16 protein-coding genes and 1 riboswitch are annotated in these 15,709 nt (G+C 56.7%); of the genes, 15 read left to right on the top strand and 1 reads right to left on the bottom strand.

The genetic code is table 11. The features are described from left to right. Positions 1-105 precede the first annotated feature (105 nt). From ACNSOI_RS19600 to ACNSOI_RS19585, 4 genes are all read left to right on the top strand, one after another. Positions 106-1,152, top strand: a complete 1,047-nt coding sequence (locus tag ACNSOI_RS19600) for an aliphatic amidase (protein WP_342631470.1) — start codon at positions 106-108, stop codon at positions 1,150-1,152. A gap of 15 nt (positions 1,153-1,167) precedes the next feature. After that, the gene (locus tag ACNSOI_RS19595) at positions 1,168-2,211 is read left to right on the top strand and encodes an AAA family ATPase (protein ID WP_420194844.1); all 1,044 of its coding nucleotides are present in this window, start codon (positions 1,168-1,170) and stop codon (positions 2,209-2,211) included. A gap of 101 nt (positions 2,212-2,312) precedes the next feature. After that, positions 2,313-3,545 (top strand): formamidase, encoded by a 1,233-nt coding sequence (gene fmdA / locus ACNSOI_RS19590; protein ID WP_061333207.1) that lies wholly within the window; start codon positions 2,313-2,315, stop codon positions 3,543-3,545. Between the two features lie 5 nt (positions 3,546-3,550). Continuing rightward, positions 3,551-3,904, top strand: coding sequence for an FmdB family zinc ribbon protein (locus ACNSOI_RS19585; RefSeq protein ID WP_061333208.1), 354 nt, complete (start codon positions 3,551-3,553; stop codon positions 3,902-3,904). A gap of 60 nt (positions 3,905-3,964) precedes the next feature. Here ACNSOI_RS19585 and ACNSOI_RS19580 read toward each other — a convergent pair whose 3' ends face one another. Continuing rightward, on the bottom strand, positions 3,965-4,624 hold the full coding sequence (locus ACNSOI_RS19580; protein WP_420195737.1) for a DUF3047 domain-containing protein: 660 nt from the start codon (positions 4,622-4,624) through the stop codon (positions 3,965-3,967). Between the two features lie 182 nt (positions 4,625-4,806). Continuing rightward, positions 4,807-5,005: riboswitch (cobalamin riboswitch) on the top strand. Between the two features lie 111 nt (positions 5,006-5,116). Here ACNSOI_RS19580 and ACNSOI_RS19575 point away from each other — a divergent pair. The 11 genes from ACNSOI_RS19575 (at position 5,117) to ACNSOI_RS19525 (ending at position 15,329) form a co-directional block, all read left to right on the top strand. Continuing rightward, positions 5,117-7,873, top strand: a complete 2,757-nt coding sequence (locus ACNSOI_RS19575) for a ribonucleoside-diphosphate reductase subunit alpha (RefSeq protein ID WP_420194843.1) — start codon at positions 5,117-5,119, stop codon at positions 7,871-7,873. Positions 7,874-8,079: 206 nt separating this feature from the next. Further along, complete coding sequence (locus ACNSOI_RS19570; protein WP_420194842.1) at positions 8,080-9,138, top strand: ribonucleotide-diphosphate reductase subunit beta; 1,059 nt, start codon at positions 8,080-8,082, stop codon at positions 9,136-9,138. A gap of 129 nt (positions 9,139-9,267) precedes the next feature. After that, positions 9,268-10,272 carry a 2-hydroxyacid dehydrogenase gene (locus tag ACNSOI_RS19565; protein WP_420194841.1) on the top strand — a complete coding sequence of 335 codons (1,005 nt, stop codon included), beginning with the start codon at positions 9,268-9,270 and terminating at the stop codon, positions 10,270-10,272. A gap of 44 nt (positions 10,273-10,316) precedes the next feature. Beyond that, a complete protein-coding gene (locus ACNSOI_RS19560; protein ID WP_420194840.1) occupies positions 10,317-11,090 on the top strand; it encodes a CLCA_X family protein in 774 nt (257 codons plus the stop codon). A gap of 314 nt (positions 11,091-11,404) precedes the next feature. Next, a complete protein-coding gene (locus ACNSOI_RS19555; RefSeq protein WP_199453748.1) occupies positions 11,405-11,671 on the top strand; it encodes a hypothetical protein in 267 nt (88 codons plus the stop codon). A 468-nt stretch (positions 11,672-12,139) separates the two neighbouring features. After that, complete coding sequence (locus tag ACNSOI_RS19550; protein WP_420194839.1) at positions 12,140-12,445, top strand: hypothetical protein; 306 nt, start codon at positions 12,140-12,142, stop codon at positions 12,443-12,445. A 102-nt stretch (positions 12,446-12,547) separates the two neighbouring features. Further along, positions 12,548-12,931 (top strand): hypothetical protein, encoded by a 384-nt coding sequence (locus tag ACNSOI_RS19545; protein WP_420194838.1) that lies wholly within the window; start codon positions 12,548-12,550, stop codon positions 12,929-12,931. A gap of 115 nt (positions 12,932-13,046) precedes the next feature. Beyond that, positions 13,047-13,514 (top strand): hypothetical protein, encoded by a 468-nt coding sequence (locus ACNSOI_RS19540; RefSeq protein ID WP_152438373.1) that lies wholly within the window; start codon positions 13,047-13,049, stop codon positions 13,512-13,514. Between the two features lie 448 nt (positions 13,515-13,962). Next, entirely contained in the window at positions 13,963-14,409 is a 447-nt protein-coding gene (locus ACNSOI_RS19535; protein WP_152438368.1) for a hypothetical protein, read from the top strand. Positions 14,410-14,502: 93 nt separating this feature from the next. Next, complete coding sequence (locus ACNSOI_RS19530; RefSeq protein ID WP_420194837.1) at positions 14,503-14,796, top strand: DUF7684 family protein; 294 nt, start codon at positions 14,503-14,505, stop codon at positions 14,794-14,796. A gap of 113 nt (positions 14,797-14,909) precedes the next feature. Next, a complete protein-coding gene (locus ACNSOI_RS19525; RefSeq protein WP_152438367.1) occupies positions 14,910-15,329 on the top strand; it encodes a hypothetical protein in 420 nt (139 codons plus the stop codon). Positions 15,330-15,709: the final 380 nt, after the last annotated feature.

Raw genomic sequence — 15,709 nt, 5'->3', positions numbered from 1 at the left:
TAGGCTCGGATGCGCCATCCCTGGCGCATACGGTTTCGGAAGGCTGCCCCCGCCCCATCGGCCCGGACATGGGTGACAACCGCTATGCGGTGAGGAGCAAGCAGAATGAGACATGGTGATATTTCCAGCAGTAACGATACCGTCGGTGTGGCGGTGGTGAACTACAAGATGCCTCGGCTGCACAGCAAGGCCGAGGTGCTGGACAACGCGCGTAAGATTGCGGACATGATCAAAGGTATGAAGGTGGGGCTGCCGGGTATGGATCTGGTGGTGTTTCCGGAGTACAGCACTATGGGGATCATGTACGACAACGACGAGATGATGGAGACCGCCGCTACCATCCCGGGTGATGAGACCGCCATTTTTTCTGCGGCTTGTCGCGAGGCCAATACCTGGGGAGTGTTTTCGTTAACCGGCGAGCGCCATGAAGATCACCCGAAAAAAGCGCCTTACAACACGCTGGTGTTGATCAACAATGAAGGCGAGATTGTTCAGAAGTACCGCAAGTGCATTCCCTGGTGTCCGATTGAGGGCTGGTATCCCGGCGACACCACCTATGTGACTGAGGGCCCCAAGGGGATGAAGATCAGTCTGATCATCTGTGACGATGGCAACTATCCGGAGATCTGGCGGGATTGTGCCATGAAGGGTGCGGAGCTGATTGTGCGCTGCCAGGGCTATATGTACCCGGCCAAGGAGCAGCAGATCATGATGGCCAAGAGCATGGCCTGGGCCAATAACTGCTATGTGGCAGTGGCCAACGCCAGTGGTTTTGATGGCGTTTACTCCTACTTCGGGCACTCCGCTATCATCGGCTTTGATGGCCGCACCCTGGGTGAGTGCGGTGAGGAGGATATGGGGGTGCAGTACGCCCAGCTCTCGGTCAGCCAGATTCGTGATGCCCGGGCCAACGACCAGTCCCAGAACCACTTGTTCAAGCTTCTGCACCGGGGCTACACCGGTGTGCATGCCTCTGGTGACGGAGACAAGGGCATTGCCGATTGTCCGTTTGAGTTTTACCGCACCTGGGTGATGGATGCGCAGAAGGCGCAGGAGAATGTCGAAGCCATGACCCGCAAAACCGTGGGCACGGCTGAGTGCCCGGTGGGCGAGCTGCCGTTTGACGGCAAGGAAAAATCCGCAGGGGCTTAAGCCCGGGAGGCACAGATGCCGTTTATCAATGAACGGCTGGAAGCCAACCGGGAGACCAATCACAAGAACCGGGCCGCCTCAGGCCCGGTTCGTGCTTCCCGGTTTCGCTTCGAGCCTGAGGCTGTGATGGCCCGTTTGCGAGCAAACATTGTGGGTCAGGATGAGGCGCTCACGGCGATGGAGTCGATGCTGGTGCGGGTAAAAGCCGACATCGGAGAAGAAAACCGTCCGCTGGCGGTACATCTGTTTCTTGGCCCGACCGGTGTGGGCAAAACCGAAACCGTCAGGCTGATTGCCGAGGCCATTCATGGCCACCGCGATGGCCTGTGCCGCATCGATATGAATACCCTGGCACAGGAACATTATTCGGCGGCGCTCACCGGCGCACCGCCAGGTTACGTGGGCAGCAAGGAAGGCCATAGCCTGTTCGATCTGGACAAGGTTCAGGGCTCATTCAGCAAGCCCGGCATCGTGTTGTTCGACGAGATTGAAAAGGCCAGCAAGGAAGTAGTCCGTACCCTGTTGAACGTGCTGGATACTGGACGGTTGGTATTCCCCTCCGGCAATCGAGAAATCGACTTCCGCAATACCCTGATCTTCATGACCAGTAACGCCGGCGCATTGGATGCGGAGGCTCACCATCACCGCTATCAGCGAGGCTGGCGCCGGTGGCTGGGGCTGTCACCCGGCTCTGGCGAAACCATTCGGGATGCCGCGCTTCGGCGCCATTTTGATCCGGAGTTTCTCAACCGGATTGACCAGATCCTGAACTACAACACCCTCACCGACAACTGGCTGGACGCGCTGCTGGATATCGAGTTGGCGGGGCTGAACAAGCGCCTGGCCCGCAAAAAAGCAGAACTGACTCTGTCCGAGAATCTGCGCCGGGAGCTCTGCCGAGGCTACGACAGCCGTTATGGCGCACGGGAGATGTTACGGGCATTTCGCCAGCGCCTGGAGCCGGCGGTTGCGCGGGCGTTGCTGGCCCATCCGGAGAGCCAGCGCTTTGAAGCCGATGTGATTAAACACGCGGTCAGCGTTCGCCAATACGTCGAATGACGTAGGCGCCGGGGGTATTTGGCGAATACCCCCGAAATGCCGTGCAGCCGATAGTAGAGGCGTTATTCAAACAGACAAGCCAATGTACAGGAGCGCCCGCTATGGCTGAAACCATCATCAAGATCGATCTGAATAAATCGGCCTACGAGAACGACAAAGTCCACAACCGCTGGCACCCGGATATTCCGTTGGTGGCCACCGTCAAACCCGGTGACGATTTTATCGTGGAGTGTTACGACTGGACCGGCGGCCAGATCAAGAACAACGACAGTGCCGACGACGTGCGTGATGTCGACCTCAGCCAGGTGCATTTCCTGTCCGGCCCCATTGGCGTCGAAGGCGCAGAGCCGGGTGACCTGCTGGAAGTCGACATTCTGGACATAGGTACGTTTGAGGAGAGCCAGTGGGGCTTCAACGGTTTCTTCTCCAAGCAGAACGGCGGTGGCTTTCTGACGGAACATTTTCCCGAAGCCCAGAAATCGATCTGGGACTTCAACGGTATGTTCACCAAGTCCCGGCATATTCCTAACGTGGAGTTTGCCGGGTTGATCCACCCCGGACTGATTGGTTGCCTGCCTTCCAAGGAACTTCTGGATACATGGAACAAGCGGGAAGCGGGCCTGGTAGCAACGGACCCTGACCGTGTGCCGGAGTTGGCTACTCTGCCTAACGGTGAAACGGCCCACATGGGCCAGATGAGAGGGGACGCAGCCAAGGCGGCTGGCGCTGAGGCCGCGCGAACCGTGCCACCCAGGGAGCATGGCGGCAACTGCGACATCAAGGATCTTTCCCGTGGCTCCAAAGTGTATTTTCCGGTCTACGTAGATGGCGCAGGACTGTCTGTAGGCGATCTGCACTTCAGCCAGGGTGATGGTGAAATTACGTTCTGTGGGGCCATCGAAATGGCTGGCTGGATTCACTTGCGGGTGAACCTGATCAAAGACGGCGTGCGTAAATACGGCATCAAGAACCCGGTGTTCAAGCCCAGCCCCATCAAGCCCCGCTACGACGATTATGTGATCTTTGAAGGCATCTCGGTGGATGAAGAGGGCGGCCAGCACTATCTGGACGTGCATGTGGCCTATCGCCAGGCCTGCCTGAATGCCATCGAATACATGACCAAGTTCGGCTACAGCAGGGCACAGGCTTACGCGATCCTTGGGTGTGCGCCGGTGGAGGGGCATATCAGCGGCGTGGTGGATATTCCCAATGCCTGTGCAACGCTCTGGCTGCCAACCGGCATCTTTGATTTCGACATCAACCCGTCAGCTGATGGCCCACAGAAGAAAGTCAGTGGCGGTATGGACGTGCCCCTTTCGAAAGACAAGGAGTAAGCACCATGCCTGTGTATGACTACAAATGTCGGGAACACGGGTTGTTCCACCAGCTGGCCACCATGGAAGACTGCGCCAAGCCGGCGGAGTGCCCGACCTGCCAGGCGCTGTCACCCCGTGTCATAGTGCTGCCTCCGGAGATTGCCGCCATGGACCCGGCCAAACGATCGGCTCAGGACCGGAACGAGCGCTCAAAACACGAGCCAGTGTTCTCGACTGCCGATCGCAGGGCACACGACAAGGAACACAGCCGAAGTTGTGGTTGCGGCTCACCGAAGCCGGGCAAATCCATGCTGTTCTATACCGCGGACGGTAAGAAAATGTTTCCCTCGATGCGCCCGTGGATGATCAGCCACTGACAGCCGATTCGACGTTTCACGTGTTTGGCCCCGATACGGGGCCTTTTTTCGATCCACAATTCACGGCCTCTCAAGCACCAGATCCCGATACCACGCTGTTGCCCGTTCACCGGTATTATCCGCATCCGACATGATGGCCACGCCAACAATGCGCGGGGGATTCTCCCCGAACGCTTCCCGGTAATCTGCCACAATATCCCGTTCCACCGTGACCCACTCACCGGTTTGCTCCGGGCCGGAATTGACCGCCACCATCATGGTCTGGTCGGTGAAGGCATTGGCGACAATGGATTGCTCCGGCAACCGGTTGGCCCAGATGTAGTTCAGGGCATTACCCGGCAGGGACTCGCCAAACATCACCTCCACGGTTTTGCGCTTGGCCCGTTCAAAGAATCCTGCCTTGTCGGGCTGGAATTCAAAGGCCACGTAGATTCGCGCCGGGTAGTCGTCGCCGGACTTTTTCCGGGCATCGCCCTGGTCGAACACATTGGACACCTTCCATTGCCAACGCAGAATCAGCGATTCGCCGGGTTCTAACGACAATCGGGCAATCAGGCCGGAGGCGCTGTTATCAGCGGTCGCCTTGACCACCTGAACACCGTCGTCCGTGACCAGCTCATAGCGCGTGTGCCGGTCGATTCTGGGAAATTCCAGAGGTTCCCAACCATCGGATAATGAACTCATGGTGGAGAAGGGTTGCAGTAAAGACTCCTGCGCCATCAGTAACGGGCTGGCCAATAGCAGAGCCAACACCCATGCAGTGCCTGCCAGTGATGAACGCTTCATAGACTTATCCTTTTGTTTCCGGGCCACTGCAATGGCAGACAGTGGGCCTGCGATAAAGTGCCTTGTCAGTGGCTATTAGTCCGTATATAGTGACCAAATCCTTGGTTGACTACCATATGTTGTGATCATTCTCTGATCACTTCAGGCATAAAGGTAGTCGGGAATCCGGTGAGAATCCGGAACTGACGCGCAGCGGTATTGGGGAACGAGCGTGGCATCAAGACACTGGTAAGCGCCGGGAAGTCGCCACGCAAGGCCGAACCAACAGGTTCACGCCCCTGAGTCCGAAGACCTGCCAGGGAAACAGCACTGCACCTTCGCGACTCAAGGTGAGCAGATCGGTTGTCCCTGCCCTGAAACAAGGCACGGTATGCTCCTGCATTCGCGAAGGCTAAATGGAATCTGACGCGACTTCAGGAGAACACGATGTCTGCCACCGCTCTGGCCGAAGCCCCGGCTACCGATACCCAATCCCTTCAAGTTATTAAACGCAACGGCACCCTGGTTGGATTCAATCCTGCCAAAATCAGTGTGGCGGTGACCAAAGCGTTCCTGGCCGTGGAAGGCGATAAAGCCGCCGGCTCTGCCCGCATCAACGACGCCGTGCATCGGGTCACCGAACAGGTGGTGCAGGCCATCAGCCGGCGCCTGAAAGCCGGCGGTAAAGTGCATATTGAAGACATTCAGGACCAAGTGGAACTGGCCCTGATGCGGGCCGAAGAGCAAAAGGTGGCCAGGGCTTACGTGCTCTACCGGGAAGAGCACGCCCGCAAGCGCGCCATCGAAGAACCCATGGAAGCGCACCCGCACCTGACCGTGAAAAAAGCCGACGGCAGCGTGGCGCCTCTGGACCTGGGCCTGATGAAACTGCAGGTAGAACAGGCTGCCACCGGCCTGGAGGGCATTGATGGCGAATCCCTGGTCGACGAAGCCCTGCGCAACCTGTACGACGGCATTGAGGAAACCGAAGTGCTCTCCGCCCTGATCATGACGGCCCGTGGCCGTATCGAGCAAGAGCCGGACTACAGCGCCGTCACCGCCCGCCTGTTGCTGGAACAGCTTCGCCTGGAAGCGGCTGAGGCCCTGGACCTGCCCCGCAACCAGCCGCTGGCAGAGGTTTATCCACAGGCCCTGAGCGCGTTCATCCACGCCGGTATCCGCTACGAATTGCTGGACGAAGCCCTGGCCGCCTTTGACTTGGAACGCCTGGGTGCGGCCATCATCCCCGAGCGTGACCACCAGTTCGGTTTCCTGGGCCTGCAAACCCTGTACGACCGCTACTTCCTGCACTGGAACAAAGCCCGCCTGGAACTGCCCCAGGTGTTCTTCATGCGTGTCGCCATGGGCCTGGCCCTGCGGGAAGACGACCCCAACGCCCGCGCCATCGAATTCTATAACCTGCTGTCCAGCTTTGATTACATGGCCAGCACGCCCACCCTGTTCAACAGCGGCACCCGCCATTCCCAGTTGTCCTCCTGCTACCTGACCACCGTGCAGGACGACCTGGAAGGTATCTACGGCGCCATCAAGGATAACGCGCTGCTCTCCAAATGGGCCGGCGGCCTGGGCAACGACTGGACGCCAGTACGTGCACTGGGCTCCCACATCAAAGGTACCAACGGCCAGAGCCAGGGCGTGGTGCCGTTTTTGAAAGTGGTCAACGACACCGCCGTGGCGGTCAACCAGGGCGGCAAGCGCAAGGGCGCAGTGTGTGCCTACCTGGAAAGCTGGCACCTGGACATCGAGGAATTCCTGGAGCTGCGCAAAAACACCGGTGACGAACGCCGCCGCACCCACGATATGAACACCGCCAACTGGGTGCCGGATTTGCTGATCGAACGCATGCGTGAAGACCGGGACTGGACCCTGTTCTCCCCCAGCGATGCCCCAGACCTGCACGATCTTTACGGCAACGCCTTCCGGGAACGCTACGAGCATTACGAAGCGCTGGCGGAGCAGGGCAAGATCAAACTGTTCAAGAAAATCCCTGCCAAACAACTGTGGCGCAAAATGCTCACCGTGCTGTTTGAAACCGGCCACCCATGGATCACCTTCAAAGACCCCTGCAACCTGCGCTCGCCGCAGCAGCACCAGGGCGTCGTGCACAGCTCCAACCTGTGCACCGAAATCACCCTGAACACCAGCGCCGACGAAATCGCCGTATGCAACCTGGGCTCGGTCAACCTGGCCGCCCACATTGCCAACGGCGAGCTGGACGTACAGCGCCTGGAACGCACCGTGACCACCGCCGTTCGCATGCTCGATAACGTCATCGATATCAACTTCTACGCCGTACCCCAGGCGAAGAACTCCAACCTCAAACACCGCCCCGTGGGCCTGGGCCTGATGGGCTTTCAGGACGCCCTCTACCAACTGGGCCTGCCCTACACCAGCCCGGAAGCCGTCGAGTTTGCTGATGTGGCCATGGAACAACTCAGCTACTTCGCCATCCGCGCCTCCGCCACCCTGGCCGGCGAACGGGGTGCCTATGAAACCTACGAAGGCTCCCTCTGGCAGCAAGGCATCCTACCCATCGATTCCATCAACCTGTTAAAGGAGAACCGTCGGGAAGGGGACCTGTCGCTCAACACCAACAGCCGCCTGGACTGGACACCGGTGCGCGAGCTGATTGCCAAACACGGCATGCGCAACAGCAACGTCATGGCCATCGCCCCCACCGCCACCATCTCCAACATCGTCGGTGTGTCTCAGTCCATCGAACCGGCGTACCAGAACCTGTTCGTGAAATCGAACCTCTCTGGCGAATTCACCGTGGTCAATCCCTCCCTGGTGCGCGACCTTAAAGCCGAAGGCCTGTGGGACAACGTGATGGTCAACGACCTCAAATACTTCGACGGCAGCGTCCAGCAGATCGACCGCATCCCACCGGTACTGAAAGCCCGCTACGCCACCGCCTTCGAAATCGACCCAAGATGGCTGGTAGAGGCCGCGGCAAGACGCCAGAAATGGTTGGACCAGGCCCAGAGCCTGAACCTGTACATGGCTGAACCCAGCGGCAAGAAACTGGATGCTCTGTACCAGTTGGCCTGGGAACGCGGTTTGAAAACCACCTACTACCTGCGTTCCCTGGGTGCTACCGGCGCCGAAAAAAGCGCCCCGGTGGCTGCACCCCAGCCGCAAGTGTGCAGCATCGACGAGCCAGACTGCGAAGCCTGTCAGTAACTATAGGCTTTGCCGAATAAGCAGCGATTACTCCACAGCCTGAAGAACCGGGCTGGTCTGGCTTCCCAAAAATGTCTGTAGCCATGGATGGCTACAGCCAAGCCCCCCAGGGATGGGTTCACGGGCGGTTTTTGGGAAGCCAGACCAGACCGGTTCCACCACCAAGCAAAGCAGGCTAAGCGACCAAGAACTCCGAGGTAAAAGACATGCTAGATTGGGACGACGAACCAAAAACCGAACACAAGCCGGCTGCCACCGCCGGCCCGGCGCCGGTCAACGTAGACGACAAACGCGTCATCAACGGCGAAACCGACATCAACCAGTTGGCGCCGTTCAAGTACCCCTGGGCCTGGGAATACTTCATGAACGCCAACAAAAACCACTGGACCCCGCTGGACGTCAACATGGCCCAGGACGTCCACGACTACCACCACCGCCTGAGCCCGGCGGAAAAGCACGTGTACGAGAACGTACTGGCCTACCTCACCACCTCCGACATCCTAGCCATGCGCAACATCGGCCTGGCCGTGATGGAGAAAATGAGCGCGCCGGAACTGCAAATCTACCAAGCCCGCCAGGTGTACGAAGAAGCCCTGCACACCTGGACCTACCAGCACTGCATCGAAACCCTCAACCTGGACCAGAGCGAAATCTACAACCGCTACCGCGTGGTGCCGGAAATCAACGGCAAGATCCAGGTTGCCAACCGACGGCTGGACGCCGCCATGCGTTCCGACATGAACCTGCGCAACCCGGATGACCTGCAGGAATTCATCATGTCTTACCTGTTCTTCGCCGCCGTGTTTGAGGGCTGCTGGTTCTACAACGGCTTCAGCCCCATCTTCGCCTTGCAACGCCGGGGCCTGATGCGCGGCACCGGGGAGCAACTGCAGTACATCCTGCGGGACGAAGCCATGCACTTCTCCTTCGGCCTGAAAGTGGTCAACCAGATTCTGGAAGAAGAAAACATCACCTTCGACCCAAAAGCCGTGCGCGACATGTGGGACGAATCCGAAGCCGCCGAAATGGCCTACGCCAACTACATCCTGCGTGACCCCATCCTCGGCTATTCTGCGGAATACCACACCGAACAATTCCGCTTCGTGGCCAACCGCCGCGCCAGAACCGTAGGCCTGGAAGAACCTTTCCCAGGCGCCAAGAACGTCTCGCCCTGGCTGGACGAGCAAGCCACCATGCGCAAAGAGAAGAACTTCTTTGAAACCCGTGTGATTGAATACCAGACTGGGGCGCAGTTGGAGTGGTAACACGCTAAAACCGCCGGTGCCAAAGATAACAGAGGTTGATCTACGGCACCGGCGGGAGTGTAATGGCAGCACAGTGACGTTGCGCACGGCGCCCGGTTTTGGGCGCTCTCCACGGAAGAGGCCAAGCCCATGAAAGTGGCTGTTTTCAGCACCAAACCCTACGACGAGCAATTCCTTGGGCAGGCCAGCCGGGACAGCCAAGAGCATGAACTGGTGTTTCTGGAACCCCGGTTGAATACAACCACCGCGGCACTCGCCAAAGGCTTTGATGCGGTGTGTGTGTTCGTGAACGACCAGGTGGACGGCGCCGTACTAGGGCAGTTGGCCGAAGGCGGCACCCGCGCGGTCGCCCTGCGCTGTGCCGGTTTCAACAACGTAGACCTGAAAGCCGCCGAGCGCCTGGGGATCAGCGTGGTGCGAGTACCTGCGTACTCACCCTATGCCGTGGCCGAACACACCGTCGCCCTGATTCTGACTCTTAACCGGCAGATTCACCGGGCGTACCACCGCATCCGCGATGGTAACTTTGCGCTGGATGGTTTGCTGGGCTTCGACCTGCGCGGGCGAACCGTTGGCGTGGTGGGTACCGGCCAGATAGGCCTGGAGGTAGTGCGCATTATGCGTGGCTTCGGCTGCCGGGTGCTGTGTTACGACCTTCATACCAACCCGAAAGCTCAACAACTGGGTGGAGAATATGTGGCGCTGGACGACCTCTTCAGCCAGGCCGATATTGTCAGCCTGCATTGCCCGTTAACCCCCGACACCCATCACCTGATCAACGCGGATACCGTGGCCAAGATGAAACAGGGCGTGATGCTGATCAACACCAGCCGGGGCGCCATGGTCGATACCGCCGCGATCATCGAGGGCCTTAAATCCGGACAGATTGGCTACCTGGGCCTCGATGTGTATGAGGAAGAAGGTGACCTGTTTTTCGAAGACCTGTCCAACATCGTGCTGAAAGACGATGTGTTTGCGCGCTTGCTGACCTTCCCCAATGTAGTGATCACCGGCCACCAGGCCTTCTTCACCCGCAACGCCCTGGAGAGCATTGCGCGCACCACCCTGGGAAATCTGACCGAGCTGGAATCGACCGGGCAATGTGTAAACCGGGTAACCGCCCCCGCCGGTTAACGGCGCACTGAGACAAGCGGGCCGCGTACTCGTAAAATCTGACCATGCCCAGACAGTTTTATCGAACGGGCCCCGACCATCGTGCCGGGGCGCCTGTTACCTTTCTTGATGTACGCCGCCGCTTCCAGTTTCGAACCGTGGAGATCGGCCGCTGGGTAACCGAACCGGAAAAGCAGCGCAGCGCCGCACTGTTTTACGACGCCCTATGCGACTTGATGACCATCCTCGGCGGCACCGAAAGCCTGATCTCCCTGCGCGGCAGCCTGGCCCTGCAGTACGGCATAGGTGGCAGGCCCGGCGTATCCGCCCATTACACCCCCGCCACCCGCAGCTTCGCCCTGGCCAAGAATGCCGGCCCTGGCAGTATTGCCCATGAATGGTTTCATGCTTTCGACCACTACATAGCGGACAAATTGTTCCCAAACACTTCCAACGCGGGGTTTGGCTCCACACTCTGGCTAACCCGTGAAGATGCCATCGCCCACCCCCTGAACGACCGACTGCAAGCCTGCTACCGCACCATCCTGCTGGACAGCGCAGGTGAGCAGCCCAGCGATCTTTTCCGGCAATCAGCCAAGGCCGACAAAGCCGCCGGCGTGCATTACTACAGCCGGCCCGAAGAACTTTGCGCCCGAGCTTTCGAAGCCTTCGTTCAGGACGCCCCCGTTAAAAATGCCTTCCTGGTGAAAGGCACCAAAGAAAGCGAAGAGGCCCAGTTGGGGCTTTATCCACAGGGGCCACAGCGGGAGAGCATCAATCGGGCGTTTCTTGCTTACTTTCAATCCTTGGGCAGGGCCTTGCAGCGAACACAAGCATGACAGCCGGAGTTATACGAACGCGTTCGCAAAACTCCGGAAAATTGCATGGGAAATATATGTAACCTTCTGATATGGTTGAAAAGTAGGATTTTGAGGGGCGGAGTTATACGCCCCGGGATAGGAGCAGGGGGTGGCTCGAAAAAGGGCGTATAACTCCGGCGGTAGCCGTGGCGCTTTCTGTTAACTTTCTGTTTTTGTTGGGAAAAGTATGATGTTTTGGGCGCGTTCTGGATGGAGTTATACGAACGCGGGATATACGAATGTGTTCGTATAATTCACTGTTATAGCCACAAACCAAAGGGAAACTTGGTAGCTTGAAATCGAAACTCCTCACAAGCCTTATTGTCGGTCTGGCCTTGCCTTGGACCTATTTTCTGTTTGTCACTGTCGGTCCGGTAAGGGAGTACAGCGAATCCGGAGAGGTAATCGGAAAATCTGGAGTCGCTGGCTTCATCCAGTTTCACGGTTTTTCCGATGCGTTGATGATCTACGCCCAAGCAATCGCTGTGTGTGGTGTGTTAGCTTTCGGTATATGTTGGTTAAAAGAGGCTGTGGACCATGCCCTCAAACCCAAGCTATAACAAGGCGCATCAATACGCGGCCGGTGGCCGCCGGACGCCCTTTACATTGCGGCTGCGCCTCCATTCCAAGGGCGCCGTTGTGCGCTGGCGTTATATGCCTGGCTTCGTCGCTTTTGGGCTTGGTGTTTGGCCGCAGCTTCGCAGTTGTTTCCAGGCAGAACACAGCCGCCGGTCTGGCATCGGTTTTGGCGGCCAGTTCGGTGCTGAGGTTGCGGGGTAATCCGGCTTAAATTCCGGACATCATCCGCCCATTCGGTGTTCTGGTTCCTGGCGCCATGGGTTTGGCTGGTGCAAAGTATCGGGAGTGGGCATTCAGCCTTGGGTGCCGCAATAAAGTGCCGGGTAACCGGCATCTAACAATTCGCATCAGTACGCGGCCGGTGGCCGCCGGACGCCCTTTACGTGGCGCCTTCGTCGCCACTCCAAGGTCGCCGCTGTGCTCGGCGTTAAATTTAGCAAGGAGGGCAAATGTTCGGGGAGTTTCTAGAAGCGTTTCATGGTAAGGGCCATAAGTACTACAAATCGAAGGAAGCTCAGCGAAAATTCGCTGAATCTACGATGAAAATGGCCGAAATGTTGTTTCTAGCACCGATTGCATATCTAATTTCGGTCGCGTGGAGCGGAGAACCATTTCAGGGATGGGTACTGGCATTTGTTGTTGTATTCATGGTGCTCGGCCTAAAAGCTAGGCATGACTCGCTTAAAATGTATGACGACATCAACGAGCCTGATACTGCACCAGATAATGGCGCTGAAACCGAAGCTGAGATTTAACCAGTCGGTCAACCGGACGCCAAAAGCGTACCGCTTTTGGTCCCCTCCGCTGGCGCTCCGGCGCCGGTTACCTTAGCGTTATGTGGCAAAAGGACTATAGCCATGGAGGTCAGAACCAGCCCTTTGAGCGAGCCACAGTTGCAGCAAGAAATTGGCTATCTTGCTGCTTTTCTCACAAGAGAGGGTATTCGGGAACTTCATGTGGCTTTTGGCTGGGACTGTAACCTTTCGATTGATGACATGTGGCAGTACCAACCGATAAACACGGAGGAATTGTCGTCATTCCTGTCGGAGGCTGAAGAAAGAGGGACTTTCACATTGGGCAAAGGCGACCTCTTCTTTCGCTGCAAAAACTTTGAGTTCGTTCTTTGCCATGAGTCTGATATCCATTTAGAGTCTTTTGAGTCGCGGCAAATTGAGTTCGAGGAACGTTGGTTTAACCTAGGCTATGAACCATACAGCGTGCTGGCCAGAGAGAGCACATAACCAATCATTCCAGTTCGTTCCGGGCCTGGCGGCCCTCCACCGGACGCCCTTTTCTCCGCTTCGCTACAAAAAGGTCGCCGCTGAATCGTGGCGTTAGGCATAGAAGGAAGCCCCTTTGGACGTTCAGGAAATTGCAAAAGTCGAGAAGGAAAAATTTCAAAAATCCCTGGCCGATGTTCGAGATCCACTGTCAGCCCTTTTGCGAACGCATTTGTTCATAGAACAAGGGCTTGAGCGGATTATTCGTGCTCGGCTTCCTCAGCCGGAAAAGCTTCTCACGAAGGCTCGACTGACATTTAATCAAAAATTGCTGCTAGTCGAGTCATTCGAGATTCTTGACGAAAAAACTGTGGCAGGCATCCGGAAACTGAACGACATCCGGAATAATTGTGCTCACCAACTGGAAGCACGCCTCAGCAAAGAAGTAATCGAAAAATTCGGCGACACACAGCGGCCTTGGTTTACAGAAGTAAAGAAAGAGCATCCGGATGATCACGAGGCTTGGCTAGGTAGATTGCTGCCAAGACTCGCGGGGAAGGTTGGTGGCTTTGTGCTTACTGCTGAGCATGGGCCTAACCAATAGTTCCAGTTCGTTCCGGGCCTGACGGCCCTCCACCGGACGCCCTTTTCTCCGCTTCGCTGCAAAAAGGTCGCCGCTGAACAAAAGCGTTAAAGGCCTGGCTGTCGTGTTCTTGGGTATGGTGTTTGGCTTCGGTTTCAGTGGTTGCCCGCAGGCGGAAAACAGCCCTCAGTCGGGCAACGGTTTTGGCCGGTAATCTGGTGTAGAGGTCGCGGGGCCATCCGGTTTAACCTCGGACCAAGCCCGCCCACTCAGTGCTCCGGTTCCTGGCGCAATGGGTCAAGTTGGTACAAGGTATCGGGAGCCGGCATTCGGTATTGACTGCCAAAACAAAACAACGGGTAACCGGCCCTTAACCAGTCGGTCAACCGGACGCCAAAAGCGTACCGCTTTTGGTTCCCTCCGCTGCGCTACGGCGCCGGTTACCTCAGCGTTAACTCGTAGATCACCTATGAACTTAATCCTAGAAAAAACGAGCCAAGTAACATTCTTCACAAACATGCGTGAAGTCCTAGAAGCGCTGGGCATCAAGTGTTCTGATTATGATTGGTACGTGAGCGATGTAGAGACCAACGGTTACCCATTTGAAGAGGGTTGGCATTCGGGTGAAGAACTGGAATCTCATATCGTAGGGGGTAATATTCAGTTCATCTGGGCAGTGTTTAGCGCATTTCCCAGAGGAATCAGGACCGAGGTGCACGAGGTCCCCTATGTTGAGGGTAACCCTGATTACTGGGATGGTTCCGACCCAAGGCCTCAGCTTGAAGGAGCGAATTTCGAAATCGCCTGTTGGGACAGCAGCGCAACCATTTTAATAGGCTTGAACTCGAAGCTTGCGAATGCTTTCAAGTCAAAATTTTCAGATGCCGTGGAGCTTAGGCAAGCGGCGAGACAATGAGTTAACAAAAGCAGGCACGGCGACACCCTTTCCATTGCGCCTTCGGCTCCATTCCAAGGGTGCGCATGCTGCTCGCGTTAGAGCTCACGAACCATGAAGCCGAGAAAGGTTATTCTAGCCACCAACAGCCCATACTCTGAGCAGTACGAGCCGCTGTTGGAAGAACTATTCAATCGGCGCATAGAGCTGTTTTGCGCATGGGGAACGCATTGTGAGCAGTGGGAGTCAGCAATGGACGTGTTTGTAACCGATCCTGATCGTATCGGAGAGCATCATATAACAACGACCAGCCACGCGGATGAGTCACTGGAGAATGTTCAGAACATGGCTAGCATGTGGGTTGTCGAGGGCGGTGGCAGCAATGACGTTGAGATCATCAGGCTCTAACCAGTCGGTCAACCGGACGCCAAAAGCGTACCGCTTTTGGTTCCCTCCGCTGGCGCTCCGGCGCCGGTTACCTCAGCGTTAGGCAAAAAAACAGTAAGCAAGGAGAAGCTCCAATGAAGATTGAAACAGAGGATTCATTACACGAACAGGTCGATACTGCAGCAGCTCGCCTCGAAAAGGCCATTGATGGGATTCAGCGAGGAGCCGAAAGCCTGAGCGCCGCCTCTGAGAGGTTTGCGGAAAAATCCCCGGCAAAAAGGGCTTCGTGGCTGGGGTATTTGCTTTTGATTGTAGCTATAACCGCTGAGTTCGCGGAAGGGGTCACTTTTCGCGGATTCGAGTTTAGTGATGTTATGTCAACGAACATGATGTATATCGGCGGTGCTCTTGTGGCAGTTGGTGCAGCCCTTGATGTATTTTTTAGCATTAGAACTATAGAGGCAGAGAATGCGAGGGCTGCTAAGTTAGAAAGCGAGGCGGCCGAGGCGCGAAAACAAGTATCGAGTATAAGGTCTTGGCTTGCAGGAAAGTAACTGTGCCTAACAAGGCGCATCAATTCGCGGCCTGCGGCCGCCGGACGCCCTTTACATTGCGGCTGCGCCTCCATTCCAAGGGCGCCGTTGTGCGCTGGCGTTATAAATTGAGGTAAACCTGATAAATGGTAAAAGCTCGGCTAAAGCTTCACCTTAAAGGTGCATTCTGTCTCATTGGCACCATAGCTTGTGCGATCATTAGCTACATGTTCATCAAGGCAGGATTCAATGAGGTTCATTTTGATAGGGGGTTGAAAAACTTTGGCACCTTTACGTTTGGAGGCTTGTCTTTAACTTTTGGTTTGGGGTTTCTAATCTGTTTTCTCGGCTACCTACACGTGTTACTCGCTCCTTGGCGGATGCAAAGAATGGTGAAGAAA

Origin of the sequence: Marinobacter sp. GH_1 (genome assembly GCF_048595985.1) — a bacterium.
In the GTDB taxonomy this organism is placed as follows: Bacteria; Pseudomonadota; Gammaproteobacteria; order Pseudomonadales; family Oleiphilaceae; genus Marinobacter; species Marinobacter shengliensis.
This window is presented reverse-complemented; position numbering and strand designations above follow the sequence as displayed.

Bases quoted from the DNA above. Each gene is read 5' to 3' on its own strand.
- ACNSOI_RS19600 (WP_342631470.1), top strand. From the start codon at position 106: ATGAGACATGGTGATATTTCCAGCAGTAACGATACCGTCGGTGTGGCG.
- ACNSOI_RS19595 (WP_420194844.1), top strand. From the start codon at position 1,168: ATGCCGTTTATCAATGAACGGCTGGAAGCCAACCGGGAGACCAATCAC.
- fmdA (WP_061333207.1), top strand. From the start codon at position 2,313: ATGGCTGAAACCATCATCAAGATCGATCTGAATAAATCGGCCTACGAG.
- ACNSOI_RS19585 (WP_061333208.1), top strand. From the start codon at position 3,551: ATGCCTGTGTATGACTACAAATGTCGGGAACACGGGTTGTTCCACCAG.
- ACNSOI_RS19580 (WP_420195737.1), bottom strand. From the start codon at position 4,624: ATGGCGCAGGAGTCTTTACTGCAACCCTTCTCCACCATGAGTTCATTA.
- ACNSOI_RS19575 (WP_420194843.1), top strand. From the start codon at position 5,117: ATGTCTGCCACCGCTCTGGCCGAAGCCCCGGCTACCGATACCCAATCC.
- ACNSOI_RS19570 (WP_420194842.1), top strand. From the start codon at position 8,080: ATGCTAGATTGGGACGACGAACCAAAAACCGAACACAAGCCGGCTGCC.
- ACNSOI_RS19565 (WP_420194841.1), top strand. From the start codon at position 9,268: ATGAAAGTGGCTGTTTTCAGCACCAAACCCTACGACGAGCAATTCCTT.
- ACNSOI_RS19560 (WP_420194840.1), top strand. From the start codon at position 10,317: ATGCCCAGACAGTTTTATCGAACGGGCCCCGACCATCGTGCCGGGGCG.
- ACNSOI_RS19550 (WP_420194839.1), top strand. From the start codon at position 12,140: ATGTTCGGGGAGTTTCTAGAAGCGTTTCATGGTAAGGGCCATAAGTAC.
- ACNSOI_RS19545 (WP_420194838.1), top strand. From the start codon at position 12,548: ATGGAGGTCAGAACCAGCCCTTTGAGCGAGCCACAGTTGCAGCAAGAA.
- ACNSOI_RS19535 (WP_152438368.1), top strand. From the start codon at position 13,963: ATGAACTTAATCCTAGAAAAAACGAGCCAAGTAACATTCTTCACAAAC.
- ACNSOI_RS19530 (WP_420194837.1), top strand. From the start codon at position 14,503: ATGAAGCCGAGAAAGGTTATTCTAGCCACCAACAGCCCATACTCTGAG.
- ACNSOI_RS19525 (WP_152438367.1), top strand. From the start codon at position 14,910: ATGAAGATTGAAACAGAGGATTCATTACACGAACAGGTCGATACTGCA.